Source organism: Amycolatopsis samaneae, from assembly GCF_039541975.1.
Lineage (GTDB): Bacteria > Actinomycetota > Actinomycetes > Mycobacteriales > Pseudonocardiaceae > Amycolatopsis > Amycolatopsis samaneae.
This window is the reverse complement of the sequence record NZ_BAABHG010000015.1, coordinates 1-17,838: the sequence shown is the minus strand read 5'-3', so window position 1 is coordinate 17,838 and position 17,838 is coordinate 1. Positions and strand designations below refer to the sequence as shown.

Sequence of the window (17,838 nt, the reverse complement as noted above, 5' to 3'; positions counted from 1 at the left end):
CCGGGTCAGTTGGTCGCGGTTCGTGCGGTGCGGTCGGTGTTGAACGGCTTGGTGGTGACCGCGAACGGGCTGCACAGCTCGCCACAGTTCATCGCCGTCAACGCCTCGGACGCGGTGTTCGGCTTGCCGGTCTTCGGGTTCGTCTGCGTACGCAGCTGGATGTACTGATCGTACTTGTCCGGCGACAGCGCGCGGACCTCGAAGTTCATCACCGAGTGGTAGGTGCCGCACAGCTCCGCGCACCGGCCGACGAAGGAACCTTCGCGGTCGATGGAGTTCTGGAAGGAGAAGTCCTGGTTGTTCTTCTCCGGGTCCGGCATGACGTCCCGCTTGAAGTGGAACTCCGGGACCCAGAAGGAGTGGATGACGTCGGTCGACCGCAGCTTGTACTCGATCGTCTTGTTCGTCGGGAGCACCAGCAGCGGGATCTCACCGGACGAGCCGACCGTGCTGACCTGGCCGCCGTCCGCACGCTTGGCCTTGTCGCCCTCGTACTTGAACTCCCAGTTCCACTGGAAGGCGATCACGTCCACGGTGACGTCCGGGTTCGGCTTCTTGTCCAGAACCTTGCTCTCGGTCGTCGCGGTGAAGAAGAACAGCACGCAGACCATGATCGTCGGGACGACGACGGTGAACAGCTCCAGCGGGATGTTGTACTGGAACTGACGGGGCAGTTCCTCTTCCTCGCCGGGGGCCGTCTTCTTCTTGCGGTGGAAGGTCGCGGTCCAGAAGATCAGCGCCCACACGATGACACCGACCGCCAGCGCGGCGATCACGGTCCAGGTCCACAGCCACCGCATGTCGTTCGCCTGCGGGGTGACCCCGACCGGCCAGCCGAACCGGAGGATCTCGTCGCCCGAGCAGCCCGTCGCGGTCAGAGCGACCAGCACCACCAGCGCGGCGACGCGGCCGACCCGCTTACCCACCGGGGTGCGCCCTGGATTTCCCACTGCGCCTCGCCCTTTCACCCAGAGCCTCCTCGACCGATCTTCGTGACACGCGGAGCCTAGCTGAGTTCACGCGTACCGCCCCCCAAGGGGTACGCGTGGCATACGTGTCACCCACCACGGCCGGGTGACGGCGGCGCGCGGCATACTGGGCCCTTCCCAGACCCCGGCCACGACCAGAGGTGTGTGAGTACACGTGTGCGGCCTGCTTGGACTGATCTGCGCCACCGAAACCGACGCTGCGAACGCCCGTGACGCCGTCGGCGCGGCGATGCGCTGCCAGCGCCACCGCGGCCCCGACGAGCAGGACACCTGGGCCGACGCCGAGGTCGTCTACGGCTTCAACCGGCTCGCGTTCATCGACGTCGACCACGCGCACCAGCCCCTGGTCTGGGGGCCGCCGGAGGCGCCGACGCGGTACACGCTGAACTTCAACGGCGAGATCTACAACTACCGTGAGCTGCGAGAAGAGCTCACGAAGGAGCACGGCGCGAAGTTCAACACCGAGGGTGACGGCGAGGCGATCGTCGCGGCGTACCACTACCTCGGCGAGGACGCGGTCAAGAAGCTGCGCGGCATGTTCGCGTTCCTGATCTGGGACTCGCAGGAGAAGCTCGTCTTCGGTGCCCGCGACCCGTTCGGCATCAAGCCGCTGTTCTACTCCGCCGGACCGGGCGGGATCGCATTCTCCAGCGAGAAGAAGTCCCTGCTGGAGCTGTCGGACACCCTCGGCGTCGCCGAGGAGCTGGACCGCACCGCCCTGCAGCACTACCTGGTCCTGCAGTACGTGCCCGAGCCCGAGTCGATGCACACCGCCATCCGCCGCGTCGAGTCCGGGACGTCGTTCCGCCTCTCTCCCGGCGGTGAGGTGAAGTTCACGCGGTACTTCCACCCGCAGTTCGCCGTGAAGCCGGTGAACAGCGAGGCCGAAGCGGAGGCGCTGTACGAACGCATCGCCGATGTGATGCGCGACTCGGTGTCCAAGCACATGATCTCCGACCCGGACGTCACGGTCGGCGCCTTCCTCTCCGGCGGCATCGACTCGACCGCGACCGCGACGCTGGCGAAGGAGCACAACCCGAACCTCATCGCGTTCACCAGCGGGTTCGAGCGCGAGGGCTACTCGGAAGTGGACGTCGCCGCCGAGTCGGCCGCGGCGATCGGGGTCGAGCACGTGGTCCGCATCGTGTCGGCGGACGAGATGATGGAAACCCTGCCGCTGATCGTCTGGTACCTCGACGACCCGGTGGCCGACCCGGCGCTGATCCCGCTGTGGTTCATCGCCCGCGAGGCCCGCAAGCGGGTCAAGGCGGTGCTGTCCGGCGAGGGCGCGGACGAGCTGTTCGGCGGCTACACGATCTACGGCGAACCGGTGTCGCTGGCGCCGTTCGAGAAGATCCCCGGTGGCGTGCGGAAGCTGCTCGGCAAGGTGTCGACGAAGATCCCCGAGGGCACCCGCGGCAAGGATCTGCTGCGGCGCGGCGCGCTGACACTGGAGGAGCGCTACTACGGCAACGCGCGCAACTTCCGCGACGCGCAGCTGCGCGCGGTCATGCCGGACTTCGCCGAGGGCATCGGCTTCATGGACGTCACCGCGCCCTGGTACCGCGAGTCCCAGGGCTGGGACCCGGTCGCGCGGATGCAGCACGTCGACCTGTTCACCTGGCTGCGCGGCGACATCCTGGTCAAGGCGGACAAGGTGACCATGGCGAACTCGCTGGAGCTGCGGGTGCCCTTCCTCGACGCCGAGGTGTTCAAGGTCGCCTCGACCATCCCGCTGAACCAGAAGCTGGCGGGCGGCACCACGAAGTACGCGCTGCGCAAGGCGCTGACCAAGATCATCCCGCCGCACGTGATCAACCGGAAGAAGCTCGGCTTCCCGGTACCGATCCGGCACTGGCTGCGGGACGAGATGTACGACTGGGCCCGCGGGATCATCGCGGACTCGAAGACCGACGCGCTGCTCGACAAGAACGCCGTGCTGGCGCTGCTGGAGGAGCACAAGGCCGGGCAGTTCGACCGGAGCAGGCAGATCTGGGCGCTGCTGGTGTTCATGATCTGGCACGGGATCTTCGTCGAGCACCGCATCAAGCCCGAGGTCCCCGAGCCGGTCTACCCCGTCAAGCTCTAGCCCCGGATGGTCCGTGGGGGCCTCCTTGAGGGACTCCAGATCCCTCAAGGAGGCCCCCACGGACCTTTCTGTCCTGTCACACGGACAAGTGGATCAAGCGGCGGGGAGGACACCGGCGATCTCGTCGGCGGCGGCCGGCCCGAAGGTCTCACCGATGCGGGCCAGCGCGTCGGCGCGGTCGAACGTCCATTCCTGGGGGCCGACGGTCTCCAGCACCAGCACCGCGATCATCGAGCCGAGCTGCGCGGAACGCTCGACGCCGAGACCGCCGTCGAGACCGGCGAGGAACCCGGCGCGGAAGCCGTCGCCGACACCGGTCGGGTCGACCTTGGCCCGCTCGGGAACGGCGCCGACGGTCAGCGAGACGCCGTCCTTGCCGACGATCTCGACGCCCTTCTCGCCCAGCGTGGTGATCCGCATCCCGACCTGGCCGAGCACGTCGGCCTCGTTCCAGCCGGTCTTCTGGAGCAGCAGTTCCCACTCGTAGTCGTTGCTGAACAGGTACTTCGCCCCGGCGACGAACGCGCGCGCCTGCGCGCCGTCCATCCTGGCCAGCTGCTGCGAGGGGTCGACGGCGAAGTCGTACCCGCGCTGACGGCACTCCTCGGCGTGGCGGATCATGCCGTCCGGGTCGTCCGGGCTGATCATCACGAGGCCGAGCTCGCCGGCGCGCTCGGCGATCGGCAGCAGCTCGATGTTGCGCGACTCGGCCATCGCGCCGGCGTAGAACGTGGCGATCTGGCACAGGTCCTGGTCGGTGGTGCAGACGAACCGCGCGGTGTGCGCGACCTCGGAGACGAGGACGCCGGAAGTGTCCACACCGTGGCGTTCGAGCCAGGACCGGTAGTCGGCGAAGTCCGCGCCGACGGCGCCGACCAGCACCGGCCGGACCCCGAGCACACCGAGCCCGAACGCGATGTTCGCGCCGATCCCGCCGCGCCGGACCACGAGGTCGTCGGCGAGGAAGCTCAGCGACACCCGGTGCAGCTGCTCGGCGACGAGTTGCTCGGCGAACCTGCCGGGGAAGTGCATCAGATGGTCGGTTGCGATACTGCCGGACACCGCGATCCTGGCCTTGTCTGCCACCGGTACTCCTCTAGTTCTTCGACCTCGGCTGGGGACGCAAGTTACCCGCGAGTCGTAACCCGTACGGGTAGTTCGCGCGCACGAGACGACACTACCGGCTGGTACTGCTTTCCGGCTGGGGTACGGATCAATAGCGTGACCGTCGTGAACGCCCTGAACGTCGCCCCGGAACCGGAAAACATCGGCGAGCTGATCGCCGACTGCGCGCATATCCCGGCCGCTCTCCAGGCCGAGAACCTGCCCCTGCCGCGTGAGGCGGCGCCGCCGTGGACCGTCGACGACGCGTGCCACGCGCAGGTCGCCGAGCTCGACGCGTACGTCTGACCGAAACAGCATCCAGGAACGGAGAAGGCCGTTACCCCCGAGCGGGGTAACGGCCTTCTCCGGCTTACGGGCGACGCGGCGTCAGTGGAACGAGTCGCCGCAGGCGCAGCTGCCGGTCGCGTTCGGGTTGTCGATCGTGAAGCCCTGCTTCTCGATCGAGTCGACGAAGTCGATCACGGCCTCGGACACGTACGGCGCGCTCATCCGGTCGACGGCCACGCGCAGGCCGTCGAAGTCGCGGAACAGGTCGCCGTCGAGCTCGCGCTCGTCGAAGAACAGCTGGTAGCGCAGGCCAGCGCAGCCGCCGGGCTGGACGGCGATGCGCAGGTGCATGTCATCGCGGCCCTCCTGTTCGAGCAGCGCCTTCGCCTTGGCGGCCGCGGCGTCGGTCAACGTCACGCCGTGGGTCTCCTCGGCGGTACCAGCGCCGGTCTGCTCAGCGGTCGTCATGGCACTCCCTCTTGGTCGAACTCACTGCGGATACTCCTGGTGCACTACGTACAACACGGCAGGGTTCCGATCTGTTCCCCACCATGGTCGCATATCGATGTCGCGGATCGATCGACCTGGTGAACGGCGCCGTGACGGCTGCAATACCCTGGTGAGGTGAGGTTCCTGCGCCGCAGCTCTGCTGACACCACCGCCACCGAAGCCGAACCGGTCGAGGCGGACGCCGTCGACGTCCAGGGAAAGGCCTACACCCCGGGCAAGGGCAAGGCCACCCCGAAGCGGCGTGAGGCGGAGGGCAAGCGGCGCGGCCCGGTGGCCCCGCCGCCCACCACCATGCGTGAGGCGATGAAGCGCAACAAGGAGCTGCGCAAGGCGAACCCGGCCAGCAAGGAGGAGCGCCGCTCCGCGGCCAAGGAACGCCGCGACCGGATGATGGCGGGCGAGGACAAGTACCTGCTGCCCCGTGACCGCGGGCCGGTCAAGGCCTACGTCCGGGATCTGGTGGACTCGCGGCGCAACCTGCTGGGTCTGTTCATGCCGCTGGCCATCCTGGTGTTCGTGGCCCTGCTCGTGCCGTACCCGGCCGCGCAGCAGTACGTCACGCTGCTGTGCACCGCGATGCTGCTGGTGATGGCGATCGAGGGCTTCGTCAACGGCCGCAAGATCGCGAAGCTGGCCAGGGAGCGGTTCCCCAAGGAAGCCATCAACGGCCGCTCGGTCGGCTGGTACGCGTTCGTCCGGGCCAGCCAGATCCGCAAGCTGCGCGTGCCCAAGCCGCGGCTCAAGCCGGGCGACCCGATCCCGAACTGACCCGGTACGTCACAGGTCGTTAGTTTCGCGAACGAACCATGTCTAAGCTGTCGGCATGGAGTTTCGACGTCTTGGCCGCAGTGGCCTGAACATCAGCGAGATCTCCTACGGCAACTGGCTGACCCACGGGTCCCAGGTCGAGGAGGAGCAGGCACAGGCCTGCATCAAAGCCGCGCTCGACGCGGGCATCACCACGTTCGACACGGCCGACGTCTACGCGAACACCGCGGCCGAGTCGGTGCTCGGGCGCGGCCTGAAGGGGCAGCGACGGGAGAGCCTGGAGATCTTCACCAAGGTCTTCTGGCCGACCGGGCCCGGCGGCCCGAACGACAAGGGGCTGGGCCGCAAGCACATCATGGAGTCGGCGCACGCCTCCCTGAAGCGGCTCGGCACCGACTACGTCGACCTGTACCAGGCGCACCGCTTCGACCGCACGGTGCCGCTGGAGGAGACCTTCGGCGCGTTCGCCGACCTGGTCCACCAGGGCAAGGTGCTCTACATCGGCGTCTCGGAGTGGACGGCGGAGCAGATCACCCAGGGCGCGGCGCTCGCCCGCGAGCTGAAGATCCCGTTCGTCTCGAACCAGCCGCAGTACAACATGCTGTGGCGGGTCATCGAACCGCAGGTCGTGCCCGCTTCCGAGCGCGAGGGACTGAGCCAGATCGTCTGGTCGCCGATCGCGCAGGGCGTGCTGACCGGCAAGTACAAGCCCGGTCAGGCACCGCCGGCCGGCTCGCGCGCGACCGACGAGAACGGCGCGCGGATGATCGAGCGGTTCCTCAACGACGACGTGCTGACCCGCGTCGCGAAGCTGGAGTCGCTCGCGGCCGACGCCGGGCTCAGCATGGCCCAGCTGGCGGTGGCCTGGGTGCTGCAGAACCCGAACGTCGCCTCGGCGATCGTCGGCGCCTCCCGCCCGGAGCAGGTGCACGAGAACGTCAAGGCCGCCGGGGTGAAGCTGGAGGCCGACCTGCTGGCCGCGGTGGACGAGGCCCTCGACGGCGTCATCGAGCGCGACCCCACGCTCACCCGGAGCCCGTGAGCACCCGTTCCGCGACCACCAGGTCGTGCGGGTAGGTGATCTTGAGGTTCTCCGCGCCGCCGGGCACCCAGCGCACCGGCAGCGCGGAGAACCGCTCCATGCACGAGGACGTGTCGGTGCCGAGGAACCCTTCCCGCTCGGCCTGTTCGTAGGCCGCCACCAGCGGCTCGGCGCGGAATCCCTGCGGGGTCTGGACCCGGATCGCGCCCGGTACCCGTGCCGACAGAGCGTCACCCGACACCGCGACGACGTCGTCGGCGGCGAGACCGGGCACCGCGCCGCCGTGTTCCCGTGTCCGCGCCAGCACGTCCTCGATCAGCTTCGCCGTCACCAGCGGGCGGGCGGCGTCGTGCAGGAGGACCGCGTCGATCCGGCCGTCGGCCACGCGCGGCGCGAGGTGACGCAGCGCGTTGAGTTCCGACGCCTGGCGGGTGTCGCCGCCGTGTACCAGTTCGACCGGGCCCGGGTGCCGGGCCACCACCTCGGCGGCCAGCTCCGCGTCCTGCGGCCGCACCACGAGCACCAGCACGCCGATCCCGGCCGCCGCGGCGAACGCGTCGAGCGACCACGACACGACCCGCCTGCCGGCGAGCGGCAGGTACACCTTGTTGAGCTTGGCGCCGACCCTGGTGCCCGCGCCGCTGGCCAGCACGACCCCGGCCGCGGTGGACGCTGGAAGACTTTCCCGCACAACGGAACCCTACTGGCCGCCGCACACCGGCGAGGACCCGATCCGGCCGCGGGCGCTAGTGTTTCGAGCGTGGAGACCCCCATCGAGTTCGCCGAGATCGAGGCCCCCGACGAGCACGCCCGATCGGCGGCGATCGCCCTGCACGGCAACCTGGTCAAGCCCGCCGGATCACTGGGCAGGCTCGAGGACCTCGGCGTGTGGATCGCGGCCTGTCAGGGCCAGTCGCCGCCCCGCCCGTTCTCCCGGCCGCGCGTGATCGTTTTCGCCGGGGACCACGGGATCGCGGCGAAGGGTATCTCGGCGTATCCCCCCGAGGTCACCGCGCAACTGCTGGGCACGATGCTCACCGGCGGCGCCGCGGTCAACGTGCTGGCCGCCGCGGCGGGCGCGAGTGTGCGGGTGGTCGACATGGCCGTCGACACCGAGACGTCGGCGATGCGCGCGGTCAGCGAGTTCAAGGTGCGGCGCGGATCGGGCTCGATCGACGTCGAGGACGCGCTCACCGGGGACGAGGTGCTCGCCGCGGTGCGCGCGGGCATGCGGATCGCCGACGCCGAGGTCGACGGCGGCGCGGATCTGCTCGTCGCGGGCGATCTGGGGATCGGGAACAGCACGCCGGCCTCGGTGCTGGTCGCGGCGCTGACCGGCAGTGAGCCGGTGGCGGTGGTCGGCCGCGGCTCCGGCATCGACGACACGACGTGGATGCGCAAGGCGACCGCGGTGCGGGACGCCCTCCGGCGGGCCCGCGCGGTACTGGCCGACCCGCTCGCGCTGCTGCGGACCGCCACCGGCGCGGACATCGCGGCGATGGCCGGGTTCCTCGCCCAGGCCGCCGTGCGCCGGACCCCGGTGGTGCTCGACGGGCTCGTGGTGACCGCGGCGGCGCTGGTCGCCGAGGAACTGGCGCCGGGCGCCCGCCGCTGGTGGGTCGCGGGTCAGCTGACCGGGGAACCCGCGCACGCGCTGGCACTGGAGCACCTCGACCTCGGCGCGCTGCTGGATCTCGACGTCCGGCTCGGCGAGGGCACCGGCGCGGTGGCGGCCCTGCCCCTGCTGGCGATGGCGGCCCGGGTGCTGGCGGAGATGACCACACACGAGCAGTCCGGCGTGAGCGGCCCCCTGACCCCGGCCCCCGCCTCCTGACCCGGCTCTCCCGCTCTCTCCCCCACACACCAGCTACGTGGGGGTGTCCCCCTCCCTCACCGGGGGGCGACCCCAAGACCATTCTACCGGCGGGGTACGACGAGAACGCTTTTTCGGGCGCTGCGGGCGGGAACTGTCCACAACGGCGGGTGGCTGTGGACAACCGGGCCCACCGGAGGCGATCCGCGGGCGTGCCACGGGCTGCGCGCGGCCCAGCGCCGCGAGCGACGCGTTCGAGATGATCAACGTCCCCATCGCGTCGTTCGGGACAGCGACCCCGGCCGAACGCCGCACGCGCCATGACGATCCCGCCCAATTCGTCCACAAAGGACAGAGCGCGAAAACGGGGCCGTCCCGAAGGAAAACCCTCGGAACGGCCCCGGAAAACGAGTCAGGACATCTTGAGCATCCAGCCCTCGGGCGCCGGGTGCGTGCCCTCCTGGATCCCGGTGAGCCGCTCACGCAGCTTCATGGTCAGCTCGCCCGCCTTCCCGCCCGAGACCGAGAACTCGCCACCGGCGTGCTTCACGTGCCCGACCGGCGTGATCACCGCGGCCGTACCGCACGCGAACACCTCGGTGAGCGCACCGGACGCGGCCGCGGACTCCCACTCCTCGGTGGAGATCCGCCGCTCCTCGACCGCGTAGCCGAGCGAGGAAGCCAGCTGCAACAGCGACTTCCTGGTCACCCCCGGCAGCAGCGAGCCGGTCAGCTCGGGGGTCACCACCCGCGCGTCCGAGCCGGAACCGAAGACGAAGAACAGGTTCATCCCGCCCATCTCCTCGACCCAGCGCCGCTCCACCGCGTCCAGCCAGACCACCTGGTCGCAGCCCTTCTCCACGGCCTGTGCCTGCGCGACGAACGACGCCGCGTAGTTGCCGGCGCACTTGGCGAAGCCGGTACCGCCGGGCGCCGCGCGGACGTACTCGGTGGACAGCCACACACTGACCGGCTTCACCCCACCGGTGAAGTACGAGCCCGCCGGGGAGGCGATGAGCGCGTACAGGTACTCACCGGCGGGCCGGTTCACGCCGAGCCCGGTTTCGGTCGAGATCATGAACGGGCGCAGGTAGAGCGAGTCGCCCTGTTTGGTGGGCACCCAGCGGGAGTCGACCGCGAGCAGCTCACGGATCGACTCGATGAAGATGTCCTCGGGCAGCTTCGGCATCGCGAGCCGCTCGGCCGAGGCCTGGAACCGCTGCGCGTTCGCGTCGGGCCGGAACGCGGCGATCGAGCCGTCGGGCTGGAGGTAGGCCTTGAGCCCCTCGAAAATCGCTTGGCCGTAGTGCAGCACGGATGTCGCCGGGTCGAGCGTGAACGGCTCGTACGGGCCGACGGTGGCGTCGTGCCAGCCCTTATCGGCAGACCATTTCACGGTCACCATGTGGTCGGTGAAATGTGTCCCGAAACCGGGGTTGGCCAGTACTTCCGCGACGCGGTCCGCACTCGCGGGACTCGGGTGTGGGACATGCGTGAACTGCGTCGTGGTCGTCATGGTTAGACAATAGCTCTTAGTCGGACGGGCGTTAGTCGGAAGTCCGGCCATTACCCGGTTCGCCGGAGTCCACGGCATCCGGCCGGACGACAGCTTAGGATGGGGACGTGACCAACCACCCCGCGCAGCCCGCGAAGACCACCTCCCCCGGTGCCGGCGCGGACGTCAAGACGTTCGCCACCGCGGTCCTGCTGACCTTCGGCACCGGCATGCTCGGCATGGTCGGCTGGGCCCTTCTCAGCAGCGGCTTCGGCGGCTTTCTCGGCCTCGTCGCCGGCGGGTTCGGCATCTGGTGGTGGGCGAAGATCCACGGCCAGGTCATGCCGCGGGACCTGAAGACCCGTTCGGTGGTCATCCTGCTGGTGGTGAACGCTGTCCTGGCGCTCCTGCTCCTCCTGCTCGCGGGCTGACCGGGGCTAACCCGGCAGCAGCGGCGCCGGCCAGCCGGGTTCCGGGCGGAAGTCCGTGCCGGTCCCGTCGAAGGGATAGGCCCGGCGCTCGACCAGCTCGCCCACCCGCTCCCCCTCGGCACGCAACCGGACCAGCTGCGCGACGGTGAGCCTGCCCGCCGCCACCGCCGCGTCGGCCTCGTCCTCGTCCTTCCAGCTCCAGCCGCCGTCCGGGGTGACCACGACGTCGAGGATGCCGTCCATGCGGTCCGGACCGGCCGCGGACCGGCCCAGCGGAATCTCCAGATTGACGTACCAGCCCTGGAAACGGCACTCCGCGTCGAAGAACCACCACACCGAGGACCACTCGTCGTCGGCGATACGCCGCAGCGTCGAAGTTTCGTGCCAGATCGCGGGCACGGACGTCCTGGCCGTGCGGAACCGCTCGGCCAAAGGCGCCTCGCGCAGAGCACGCCCGTCGGCCAGCCTGCTGGCCATGATCCCGGTGCCCGCCGGGAGCCAGGCCGTCAGCACGCGGCCGTCGTCGGACAGCACCCGCAGCGGGTGCTGCTGCCCGACACTGCCGTCGGGCCGCAGGAAACGCTCCACCACCGTCTGTCCCGGGCGCCAGCGGAGATCACACACGTCGTCCACGGTACCTGCTCGCGCGCACACGCAGTAGCAGCTCGACTACACCGCCCAGCCCCGCGGCCACCAGCGCGGCGACCGGACCGGCCACCACCGCGGCCGCCGCGGCGAGCAGACCAGCCACGACCGCCGCGGTGCCGCGCGCGGGAGCGATCCGCTCGCGGGCTTCGGCGAACGTCGTGAGCGAGGCGGGCAAGGTCGCGAGCACCATGACGACGGTGAGGACCGGCTGCAGGGCCCCGGCGTCGGCGGCGGCGAGCAGGTCCCGCACCGACGTCGCCGACAGCCCGAGGCGGAGGGCACCGAGCTGGTACAGCGCGGCGGCGGTGACCACCAGCGCGACCACCGAGAGCACGACGGTCCGCCGCCCGGTGTGCTCGGCCCGTCGCGGCAGCAGGAGCGGGAACACCACCAGCAGCGCCACCAGTACCCCGGGCACGGCGGGCGCGCCGATCCCCGGTCGCGTGCCGACCGGGGCGACCACCACGCAGATCGCGACCAGCACGAGCGCGGCGGCCAGCAACGCCACCGTCACCCCGCGGGCCACCGGCTCGGGCAGCCGGAGTCCGGCGAAGTCCGCGGCCACGACCGCGAGGACAAGAACCGCCGCGGCCACGCCGGGGTGCGCCGGCACGACGTAGAGACCGAAGGCGGTCGCCTGCACGACCACGGCGGCGAGCCGCGCGAAACCGGCGACGTACCGTTCGGGGCCGTCGTCGCCGAGCGGGGGCAGACGGGCCGCGAAACAGGCCAGGAGCCCGGCGAGGGCGACCGCCGCGGCGACCCAGTACCCGGCGCTCGCGGCCCCCACGGCGAGCGCGAGCGGCAGTCCGCCACCGAGACGCAAGAGAGCCCCTTTCCATTCCGGCTCCTTTTGTCATTAGCATGGCTTACGATCCGACCGGGCCACCGTCCGGTACCGACACGACCGCACGAGGAGCCACACCGTGACCGTGCCCAAGCTCGCCCTCTCCGAGAATTCCGAAGGGGCCCTCGCCAAGACGCGCGCGGACGTCGTCGTGGTCGGCACCCTGCAGGGCGAGGACGGGCCGGTGCTCGCCTCCGGTGCCTCGGTCGCCGACGGCGCGTTCGACGGCAAGCTCGCCGAGGTCCTCGCCACGCTCGGCGCGAGCGGCAAGGCCGAGGAGATCGTCAAGCTGCCGACGCTGGGCAAGCTGACGGCCTCGGTGGTGCTCGCGGTCGGCCTCGGCAAGGCGGAGGCGGACGGCACCGTCACCGCGGAGCGGGTCCGCCGTGCCGCCGGTGCCGCGGCCCGCGCGCTGGCCGGCACCGACCGCGCGTTCGTCACGCTGTCCGCGCTGGACCTGGCCGCCGCCGTGGAGGGCGTCGCGCTCGGCGCGTACGTGTTCACCGCGTACCGCTCCGAACCCGGTGACGCCCCGGTGGCCAAGGTGGACTTCGCGAGCCCCGAGGCGGGCGCCGCGAAGGACCACAAGGCGACGCTGAAGGCCGCGACCGCGACCGCCGAGGCGGTCATCATCGCCCGCGACCTGATCAACACCCCGCCGAACGACCTGTACCCGGCCTCGTTCGCCGACCGCGCGCAGAAGCTGGCCGAGGCGAACGGCCTCGAGTTCGAGGTGCTGGACGAGAAGGCGTTGAAGCGCAAGGGTTTCGGCGGGATCCTCGGCGTCGGCGGCGGTTCCGCGCGGCAGCCGCGCCTGGTGCGCGTCGCCTACAAGCCCGCCAAGGCGGCCAAGAAGGTCGCGCTGGTCGGCAAGGGCATCACCTTCGACTCGGGCGGCATCTCGATCAAGCCCGCCGCGAACATGGACCACATGACCTCGGACATGTCCGGGGCCGCCGGAGTGCTCGCCTCGGTCGTGCTGGCGGCGAAGCTCAAGCAGCCGCTGGAGGTCGTCGCGCACATCCCGCTGGCGGAGAACCTGCCCTCGGCGACCTCGTACCGTCCCGGTGACGTGCTCAGCATGTACGGCGGCAAGACCGTCGAGGTGCTCAACACCGACGCCGAGGGCAGGCTCGTGCTGGCCGACGCGATGGTGCGCGCCGCCGAGGAGAACCCGGATTACCTGATCGAGACCTCGACGCTGACCGGCGCGCAGGTGGTCGCGCTCGGCAACCGCACCGCCGGGATCATGGGCTCGGACGAGTTCCGCGACCGCGTCGCGAAGATCGCGCAGGAGACCGGCGAGGGCGGCTGGGCGATGCCGCTGCCGGAGGAGCTGCGCGGCGACCTCGACTCGCGGCTGGCCGATCTGGCCAACGTCACCGGGCACCGCTGGGGCGGCATGCTCGCGGCCGGGATCTTCCTGCGCGAGTTCGTCGCCGAGGGCCTGCCCTGGGCGCACATCGACATCGCGGGCCCGTCGTTCAACACCGGCGGCCCGTGGGGCTACACCGGCAAGGGCGGCACCGGCGTCCCGGTGCGCACGATCTCCGCGGTGCTCGCGGACATCGCGGCGCAGGGCTGATTTCCGACGTTCCGTGAAGGCCTCCTTCACAGCGGTGAGCGCTGTGAAGGAGGCCTTCACGGCACTATGGCACCCATGGACCCCGGCGAATACCTGGAATCGGCGGTACGCGACGTCCTGACCGCCGACGAAGCCGCGCTCGACGAGCGGATCGGCTACACGGCGCTCCTGCTCGCGACGGCGGGCGCCACGGCCGAAGCCGACCGGCTCGTGACGCAGTGGCGGACACTCACCGAGCGCCCGGTCACCGCGCTCGTGCCGAGCCAGGTCCGCGCCCGCGCCTGGGCGATGCTGTTCGAGGCCCGCGGCACCCGGCCGGACTGGGCGGCGGAGCTGCCGCCACTCGACCTCGACGCCGAAGAACGCGCGCACACCGCGTCACTGCTTCGCCCGGTGTCGGACCTCGACGGCGGCCTCGGCGACTCCCCTGCGGCCGGGATCGTGTCCGAACTCGCCGGGAAACTCGCGCCTTCGCGCCCGGACCGGCTCCGCTCGGCGATCGCCGCGCACGACCTTCCCGAGTGGGCGGCGCGGGCCGCCGGACAGGCCCGCCCGGACGTCGCGACGCTGGCCGCCTCGCGCACGCTCGCGCCGCGCCTGGTCGCCGGTGCCGACCCGCTCGGTCTCGGTGCCGAATGGCCCTCCCGCTGCGCCGACGCGCTCGTCGCGGCGCTGTACGAACGCTGTCCGCCGGAGAGCGGCACCTGGCCGGAGCTGATCTCGCGGATCCTCCGGTTCCGCGGCACCGGCACGGCTCCCGCCCCCGCGAGCCCGGCCGACCTCGACGCCACCGAACTGCGGCTCGGCCTGCGGCTGCCGGACGACTACCGGGACTTCCTGCGTACCTGCGACGGGCTGCCGGGTGACGTCGTCTTCCCGCGCCTGCTCGGCAGCGGCGAACTCCGGGTCGTGGACGACGTCGTGGTGCTCGCCGAACCGGCCGTCGTCCTGCTGGCCCGCGCCGGCGACCGGTGGCACGCCGTCGAGGTCGACCCGGTGTTCGGCAGCACGGCGTACCCGGGGTTCCGCGCACTGCTCGAACACCATCTGACCCTGCTGGCCCAATCGGCGTGAGCCGGGCCGAAACTGTCGGTGCGCGCCGCTAACTTGTGATCGTGACCACACTCACCCTGGCAGAGATCACCAAGGACAACGTCGAAGACGCGTGCGACATCGCCGTCGCGAAGCGCCAACGGCGCTTCGTGGATTCGGTGGCCGAGTCACTCGCCGAGGCCTACGTCCAGCCCGAGGTCGCCTGGCCCCGGCTGATCCTCGACGACGGAGAACCGGTGGGGTTCGTCATGGCCGGCTTCGATCCGGCCGCGAAGGCCGACTTCCTCCGCTGCTGGCTCTGGCGGCTGAACATCGCGGCCGGGAAGCAGGGCCGCGGGTACGGGCGGTTCGGCGTGCACGCGGCGCTCGACGAAGCGCGAAGACGCGAGCAGAAGACCATGTCCGTGTGCTGGGTGCCCGGTAAGGGCGGGCCGGAGGAGTTCTACCTCCGCCTGGGCTTCCGCAAGACCGGGCAGCTCCACGAGAAGGAGGTCGTCGCCACAATCACTCTCTGACCCGGCGAGCCGGGAGGCTCAGGCCTGGCCGCGCTTCTTGCGTTCGGTGTACTCGCGCATCCGCTGTGGGTAGCCGACCCTGGCGACCTCGTACACCGGGATCGAGAGCCGGTGCCCGAACTGCTGGGCCGCTTCGAGGCTGTCGATCCGGCGCCGGGTCCATTCACCATCGTGTGCGATCAACACCACGGTGGTCTCGGTTACGGTCGTGCGTGGTTCCACATAGGCCTCGACACCGTGGCGGGAGGACGTCCACTCCTCCAGGTGCCGGGTGTCGGTCGCGTTGGCTTTCCGCAGCGTACCGGGCTTTTGGCCACCCTTGCCGCGGCGACGCAGCGAGTCGAAGATCCCCACCTCGACCACCTCACTTCCCAAGTCGCGTCGGTCCCATTATCCCGGGCCGGGCGTGTGTTCGGTGTCGCCACACCCGGCTAGCTCGCAAGGCAGATCACCGTAGTGACAAGATGGCGGTGTCGCGCGCGCGTTTATACCGCGCCCGCGTGACGCCAGAGCACCACCCATCGCTTGCCGAGGAGTTATTGAAGTGACCGACACCTCCGCCGACCTTGTGATCCTGGGAGGCGGGTCGGGCGGCTACGCCGCGGCGTTCCGCGCCGCCGAGCTGGGCCTCTCCGTCACGCTGATCGAGAAGGACAAGCTGGGCGGGACCTGCCTCCACCGGGGCTGCATCCCGACCAAGGCCCTGCTGCACGCCGCGGAGGTGGCCGACGAGGCGCGCGACGCCGAGACGTTCGGTGTCAAGGCCTCCTTCGAGGGCATCGACATCGCCGGGGTCAACAAGTACAAGGACGGCATCGTCTCCCGTCTGTACAAGGGCCTCCAGGGCCTGGCCAAGGCGCACAAGGTGAACCTCGTGGAGGGCACCGGCACGTTCGTCGGCGGCACCACGGTCGAGGTCGGCGGCACCCGCTACACCGGGAAGAACGTCATCCTGGCCACCGGCTCGTACTCGCGCACCCTGCCCGGGCTGGAGCTCGGCGGGCGCGTCATCGCCAGCGAGCAGGCGCTGTCGCTGGACTACGTGCCGAAGAAGGTCGTCGTCCTCGGCGGCGGCGTGATCGGTGTCGAGTTCGCGAGCGTCTGGGCCTCCTTCGGCGTCGACGTCACCATCGTCGAGGCACTGCCCCGGCTGGTCCCGAACGAGGACGAGTTCGCCTCCAAGCAGATCGAGCGCGCCTTCCGCCGCCGCAAGATCGCCTTCAAGACCGGCGTGCGGTTCACCGGTGCCAAGCAGGACGACAACGGCGTGAGCGTGTCGCTCGAGTCGGGCGAGACGCTGGAGGCGGATCTGCTGCTGGTCGCCGTCGGCCGCGGCCCGAACTCGGCGGGGCACGGCTACGAGGAGGCCGGCGTCAAGATCGACCGCGGCTTCGTCCTCACCGACGACCGCCTGCGCACCAACCTCCCCAACGTCTACGCCGTCGGCGACATCGTCCCCGGCCTGCAGCTCGCGCACCGCGGCTTCCAGCAGGGCATCTTCGTCGCCGAGGAGATCGCCGGGCTGAACCCGCGCGTCATCGACGAAAGCGGTATCCCGCGCGTCACCTACTCCCACCCCGAGGTCGCCTCGGTCGGGCTCACCGAGTCCCAGGCCAAGGAGCGTTACGGCGCGGACGTCACGACGTTCACCTACGATCTCGGCGGCAACGGCAAGAGCCAGATCCTCAAGACCTCCGGCGGGGTCAAGCTCGTCAAGGCCCCGGACGGTCCGGTCGTCGGGGTGCACATGGTCGGCGACCGGGTCGGCGAACTGATCGGCGAAGCGCAGCTGATCTACAGCTGGGAAGCGTTCCCCGAGGACGTCGCCCCGCTGATCCACGCGCACCCCACCCAGACCGAGGCCCTCGGTGAAGCGTTCCTTGCCCTCGCCGGCAAGCCGCTGCACGTGCACAGCTGACGTCTCACCAGCAGAATCAGACCACGCAAGACATATCAAGGGAGTCAGCGAACGATGGCCTACACCGTCACGTTGCCGGAGCTCGGGGAGAGCGTCACCGAGGGCACCGTCACCCGGTGGCTGAAGCAGGAGGGTGACACTGTCGCGGTCGACGAGCCGTTGCTCGAGATCTCGACCGACAAGGTCGACACCGAGGTGCCCTCCCCGGTGGCGGGCACGGTCGTGAAGATCAGCGCCGCCGAGGACGAGACCGTCGAGGTCGGCGGCGAGCTCGCCGTGATCGACGACGGCACCGGCGGCGTCCCGGCTTCGTCCGCGCCCGCCGCCGCCCCCGCCGCCCAGCCCGAGCCGGAGCCCGCCCAGCAGGCGACCCCGGCCGAGACCCCGGCGCCCGCCGCCGCGCCCGCGCCGAGCGGCCCGGCCCAGGGCACCGAGGTCAAGCTGCCCGAGCTCGGCGAGAGCGTCACCGAGGGCACCGTCACCCGGTGGCTGAAGCAGGTCGGCGACACCGTCGCGGTCGACGAGCCGTTGCTCGAGATCTCGACCGACAAGGTCGACACCGAGGTCCCCTCCCCGGTGGCCGGGACCGTGCTCGAGATCCGCGCGGGCGAGGACGAGACCGTCGAGGTCGGCGGCGTGCCCGCGGTGATCGGTGACGCGAACGCCGCGCCCGCGCCCACCGCGGCCCAGATGAACCCGCCCGCCCCGGCGGCTCCGGCGGAGCCCGCGCCGACCCCGACCCC

Annotated in this window: 19 protein-coding genes; 11 read left to right on the top strand and 8 right to left on the bottom strand. The window is 70.6% G+C overall.

The genetic code is table 11. The annotated features are described in order from the left end of the window. Positions 1 to 5 precede the first annotated feature (5 nt). Complete coding sequence (gene ctaC, locus ABD987_RS33395) at positions 6 to 950, bottom strand: aa3-type cytochrome oxidase subunit II (RefSeq protein WP_345403349.1); 945 nt, start codon at positions 948 to 950, stop codon at positions 6 to 8. Positions 951 to 1,143: 193 nt separating this feature from the next. Here ctaC and asnB point away from each other — a divergent pair, with 193 nt between their 5' ends. Next, complete coding sequence (asnB, locus tag ABD987_RS33390; RefSeq protein WP_345403346.1) at positions 1,144 to 3,078, top strand: asparagine synthase (glutamine-hydrolyzing); 1,935 nt, start codon at positions 1,144 to 1,146, stop codon at positions 3,076 to 3,078. Positions 3,079 to 3,171: 93 nt separating this feature from the next. On the opposite strand, the gene ABD987_RS33385 is transcribed toward asnB, so the two are convergent. Further along, positions 3,172 to 4,164: a carbohydrate kinase family protein gene (locus ABD987_RS33385; protein ID WP_345403343.1), complete on the bottom strand. Its 993-nt coding sequence runs from the start codon at positions 4,162 to 4,164 to the stop codon at positions 3,172 to 3,174. A 144-nt stretch (positions 4,165 to 4,308) separates the two neighbouring features. Here ABD987_RS33385 and ABD987_RS33380 point away from each other — a divergent pair, with 144 nt between their 5' ends. Next, complete coding sequence (locus ABD987_RS33380) at positions 4,309 to 4,488, top strand: hypothetical protein (protein ID WP_345404017.1); 180 nt, start codon at positions 4,309 to 4,311, stop codon at positions 4,486 to 4,488. 81 nt (positions 4,489 to 4,569) lie between these two features. Here ABD987_RS33380 and ABD987_RS33375 read toward each other — a convergent pair whose 3' ends face one another. Then, positions 4,570 to 4,938 carry a HesB/IscA family protein gene (locus ABD987_RS33375; RefSeq protein ID WP_345403340.1) on the bottom strand — a complete coding sequence of 123 codons (369 nt, stop codon included), beginning with the start codon at positions 4,936 to 4,938 and terminating at the stop codon, positions 4,570 to 4,572. 156 nt (positions 4,939 to 5,094) lie between these two features. Here ABD987_RS33375 and ABD987_RS33370 point away from each other — a divergent pair, with 156 nt between their 5' ends. Together ABD987_RS33370 and ABD987_RS33365 are read left to right on the top strand one after the other, a co-directional pair. After that, on the top strand, positions 5,095 to 5,748 hold the full coding sequence (locus tag ABD987_RS33370) for a DUF3043 domain-containing protein (RefSeq protein WP_345403337.1): 654 nt from the start codon (positions 5,095 to 5,097) through the stop codon (positions 5,746 to 5,748). 55 nt (positions 5,749 to 5,803) lie between these two features. Next, positions 5,804 to 6,790, top strand: a complete 987-nt coding sequence (locus ABD987_RS33365; RefSeq protein ID WP_345403334.1) for an aldo/keto reductase family protein — start codon at positions 5,804 to 5,806, stop codon at positions 6,788 to 6,790. On the opposite strand, the gene ABD987_RS33360 is transcribed toward ABD987_RS33365, so the two are convergent. Further along, a complete protein-coding gene (locus tag ABD987_RS33360) occupies positions 6,774 to 7,481 on the bottom strand; it encodes an IspD/TarI family cytidylyltransferase (protein WP_345403331.1) in 708 nt (235 codons plus the stop codon). The genes ABD987_RS33365 and ABD987_RS33360 overlap by 17 nt on opposite strands. A 69-nt stretch (positions 7,482 to 7,550) precedes the next feature. Between ABD987_RS33360 and cobT the strand changes: the two genes are divergently transcribed. Beyond that, positions 7,551 to 8,624 carry a nicotinate-nucleotide--dimethylbenzimidazole phosphoribosyltransferase gene (gene cobT / locus ABD987_RS33355; protein ID WP_345403328.1) on the top strand — a complete coding sequence of 358 codons (1,074 nt, stop codon included), beginning with the start codon at positions 7,551 to 7,553 and terminating at the stop codon, positions 8,622 to 8,624. Between the two features lie 391 nt (positions 8,625 to 9,015). Here the strand turns inward: cobT and ABD987_RS33350 are convergent, their stop codons facing one another. Then, positions 9,016 to 10,119 (bottom strand): branched-chain amino acid aminotransferase, encoded by a 1,104-nt coding sequence (locus ABD987_RS33350; protein ID WP_345403325.1) that lies wholly within the window; start codon positions 10,117 to 10,119, stop codon positions 9,016 to 9,018. 107 nt (positions 10,120 to 10,226) lie between these two features. Here ABD987_RS33350 and ABD987_RS33345 point away from each other — a divergent pair, with 107 nt between their 5' ends. After that, a complete protein-coding gene (locus ABD987_RS33345) occupies positions 10,227 to 10,529 on the top strand; it encodes a hypothetical protein (protein WP_345403322.1) in 303 nt (100 codons plus the stop codon). Between the two features lie 6 nt (positions 10,530 to 10,535). Here ABD987_RS33345 and ABD987_RS33340 read toward each other — a convergent pair whose 3' ends face one another. After that, a complete protein-coding gene (locus ABD987_RS33340) occupies positions 10,536 to 11,162 on the bottom strand; it encodes a ribonuclease FAU-1 family protein (protein ID WP_425551097.1) in 627 nt (208 codons plus the stop codon). After that, positions 11,146 to 12,003 carry a sulfatase gene (locus ABD987_RS33335; protein WP_345403319.1) on the bottom strand — a complete coding sequence of 286 codons (858 nt, stop codon included), beginning with the start codon at positions 12,001 to 12,003 and terminating at the stop codon, positions 11,146 to 11,148. The genes ABD987_RS33340 and ABD987_RS33335 overlap by 17 nt, the downstream gene beginning before the upstream one ends. 100 nt (positions 12,004 to 12,103) lie before the next feature. On the opposite strand from ABD987_RS33335, the gene ABD987_RS33330 reads away from it, so the two are divergent. The 3 genes from ABD987_RS33330 (at position 12,104) to ABD987_RS33320 (ending at position 15,177) form a co-directional block, all read left to right on the top strand. Next, positions 12,104 to 13,609 carry a leucyl aminopeptidase gene (locus ABD987_RS33330; protein WP_345403316.1) on the top strand — a complete coding sequence of 502 codons (1,506 nt, stop codon included), beginning with the start codon at positions 12,104 to 12,106 and terminating at the stop codon, positions 13,607 to 13,609. Positions 13,610 to 13,684: 75 nt separating this feature from the next. Then, positions 13,685 to 14,683 carry an SMI1/KNR4 family protein gene (locus tag ABD987_RS33325; RefSeq protein ID WP_345403313.1) on the top strand — a complete coding sequence of 333 codons (999 nt, stop codon included), beginning with the start codon at positions 13,685 to 13,687 and terminating at the stop codon, positions 14,681 to 14,683. 41 nt (positions 14,684 to 14,724) lie between these two features. Beyond that, on the top strand, positions 14,725 to 15,177 hold the full coding sequence (locus tag ABD987_RS33320) for a GNAT family N-acetyltransferase (protein WP_345403310.1): 453 nt from the start codon (positions 14,725 to 14,727) through the stop codon (positions 15,175 to 15,177). Between the two features lie 18 nt (positions 15,178 to 15,195). Here ABD987_RS33320 and ABD987_RS33315 read toward each other — a convergent pair whose 3' ends face one another. Next, positions 15,196 to 15,540 carry an oxidoreductase gene (locus ABD987_RS33315; protein WP_345403307.1) on the bottom strand — a complete coding sequence of 115 codons (345 nt, stop codon included), beginning with the start codon at positions 15,538 to 15,540 and terminating at the stop codon, positions 15,196 to 15,198. 181 nt (positions 15,541 to 15,721) lie between these two features. Between ABD987_RS33315 and lpdA the strand changes: the two genes are divergently transcribed. Together lpdA and ABD987_RS33305 are read left to right on the top strand one after the other, a co-directional pair. Next, a complete protein-coding gene (gene lpdA, locus ABD987_RS33310) occupies positions 15,722 to 17,095 on the top strand; it encodes a dihydrolipoyl dehydrogenase (protein WP_345403304.1) in 1,374 nt (457 codons plus the stop codon). Positions 17,096 to 17,149: 54 nt separating this feature from the next. Then, a partial coding sequence (locus tag ABD987_RS33305) for a biotin/lipoyl-containing protein (protein WP_345403301.1) occupies positions 17,150 to 17,838 on the top strand: 689 nt, incomplete at its 3' end.

What these genes read in the sequence shown, in the direction of transcription:
- ABD987_RS33350 (WP_345403325.1), bottom strand. Translation starts at nt 10,119, where the DNA reads ATGACGACCACGACGCAGTTCACGCATGTCCCACACCCGAGTCCCGCG.
- ABD987_RS33365 (WP_345403334.1), top strand. Translation starts at nt 5,804, where the DNA reads ATGGAGTTTCGACGTCTTGGCCGCAGTGGCCTGAACATCAGCGAGATC.
- ABD987_RS33375 (WP_345403340.1), bottom strand. Translation starts at nt 4,938, where the DNA reads ATGACGACCGCTGAGCAGACCGGCGCTGGTACCGCCGAGGAGACCCAC.
- ABD987_RS33325 (WP_345403313.1), top strand. Translation starts at nt 13,685, where the DNA reads ATGGACCCCGGCGAATACCTGGAATCGGCGGTACGCGACGTCCTGACC.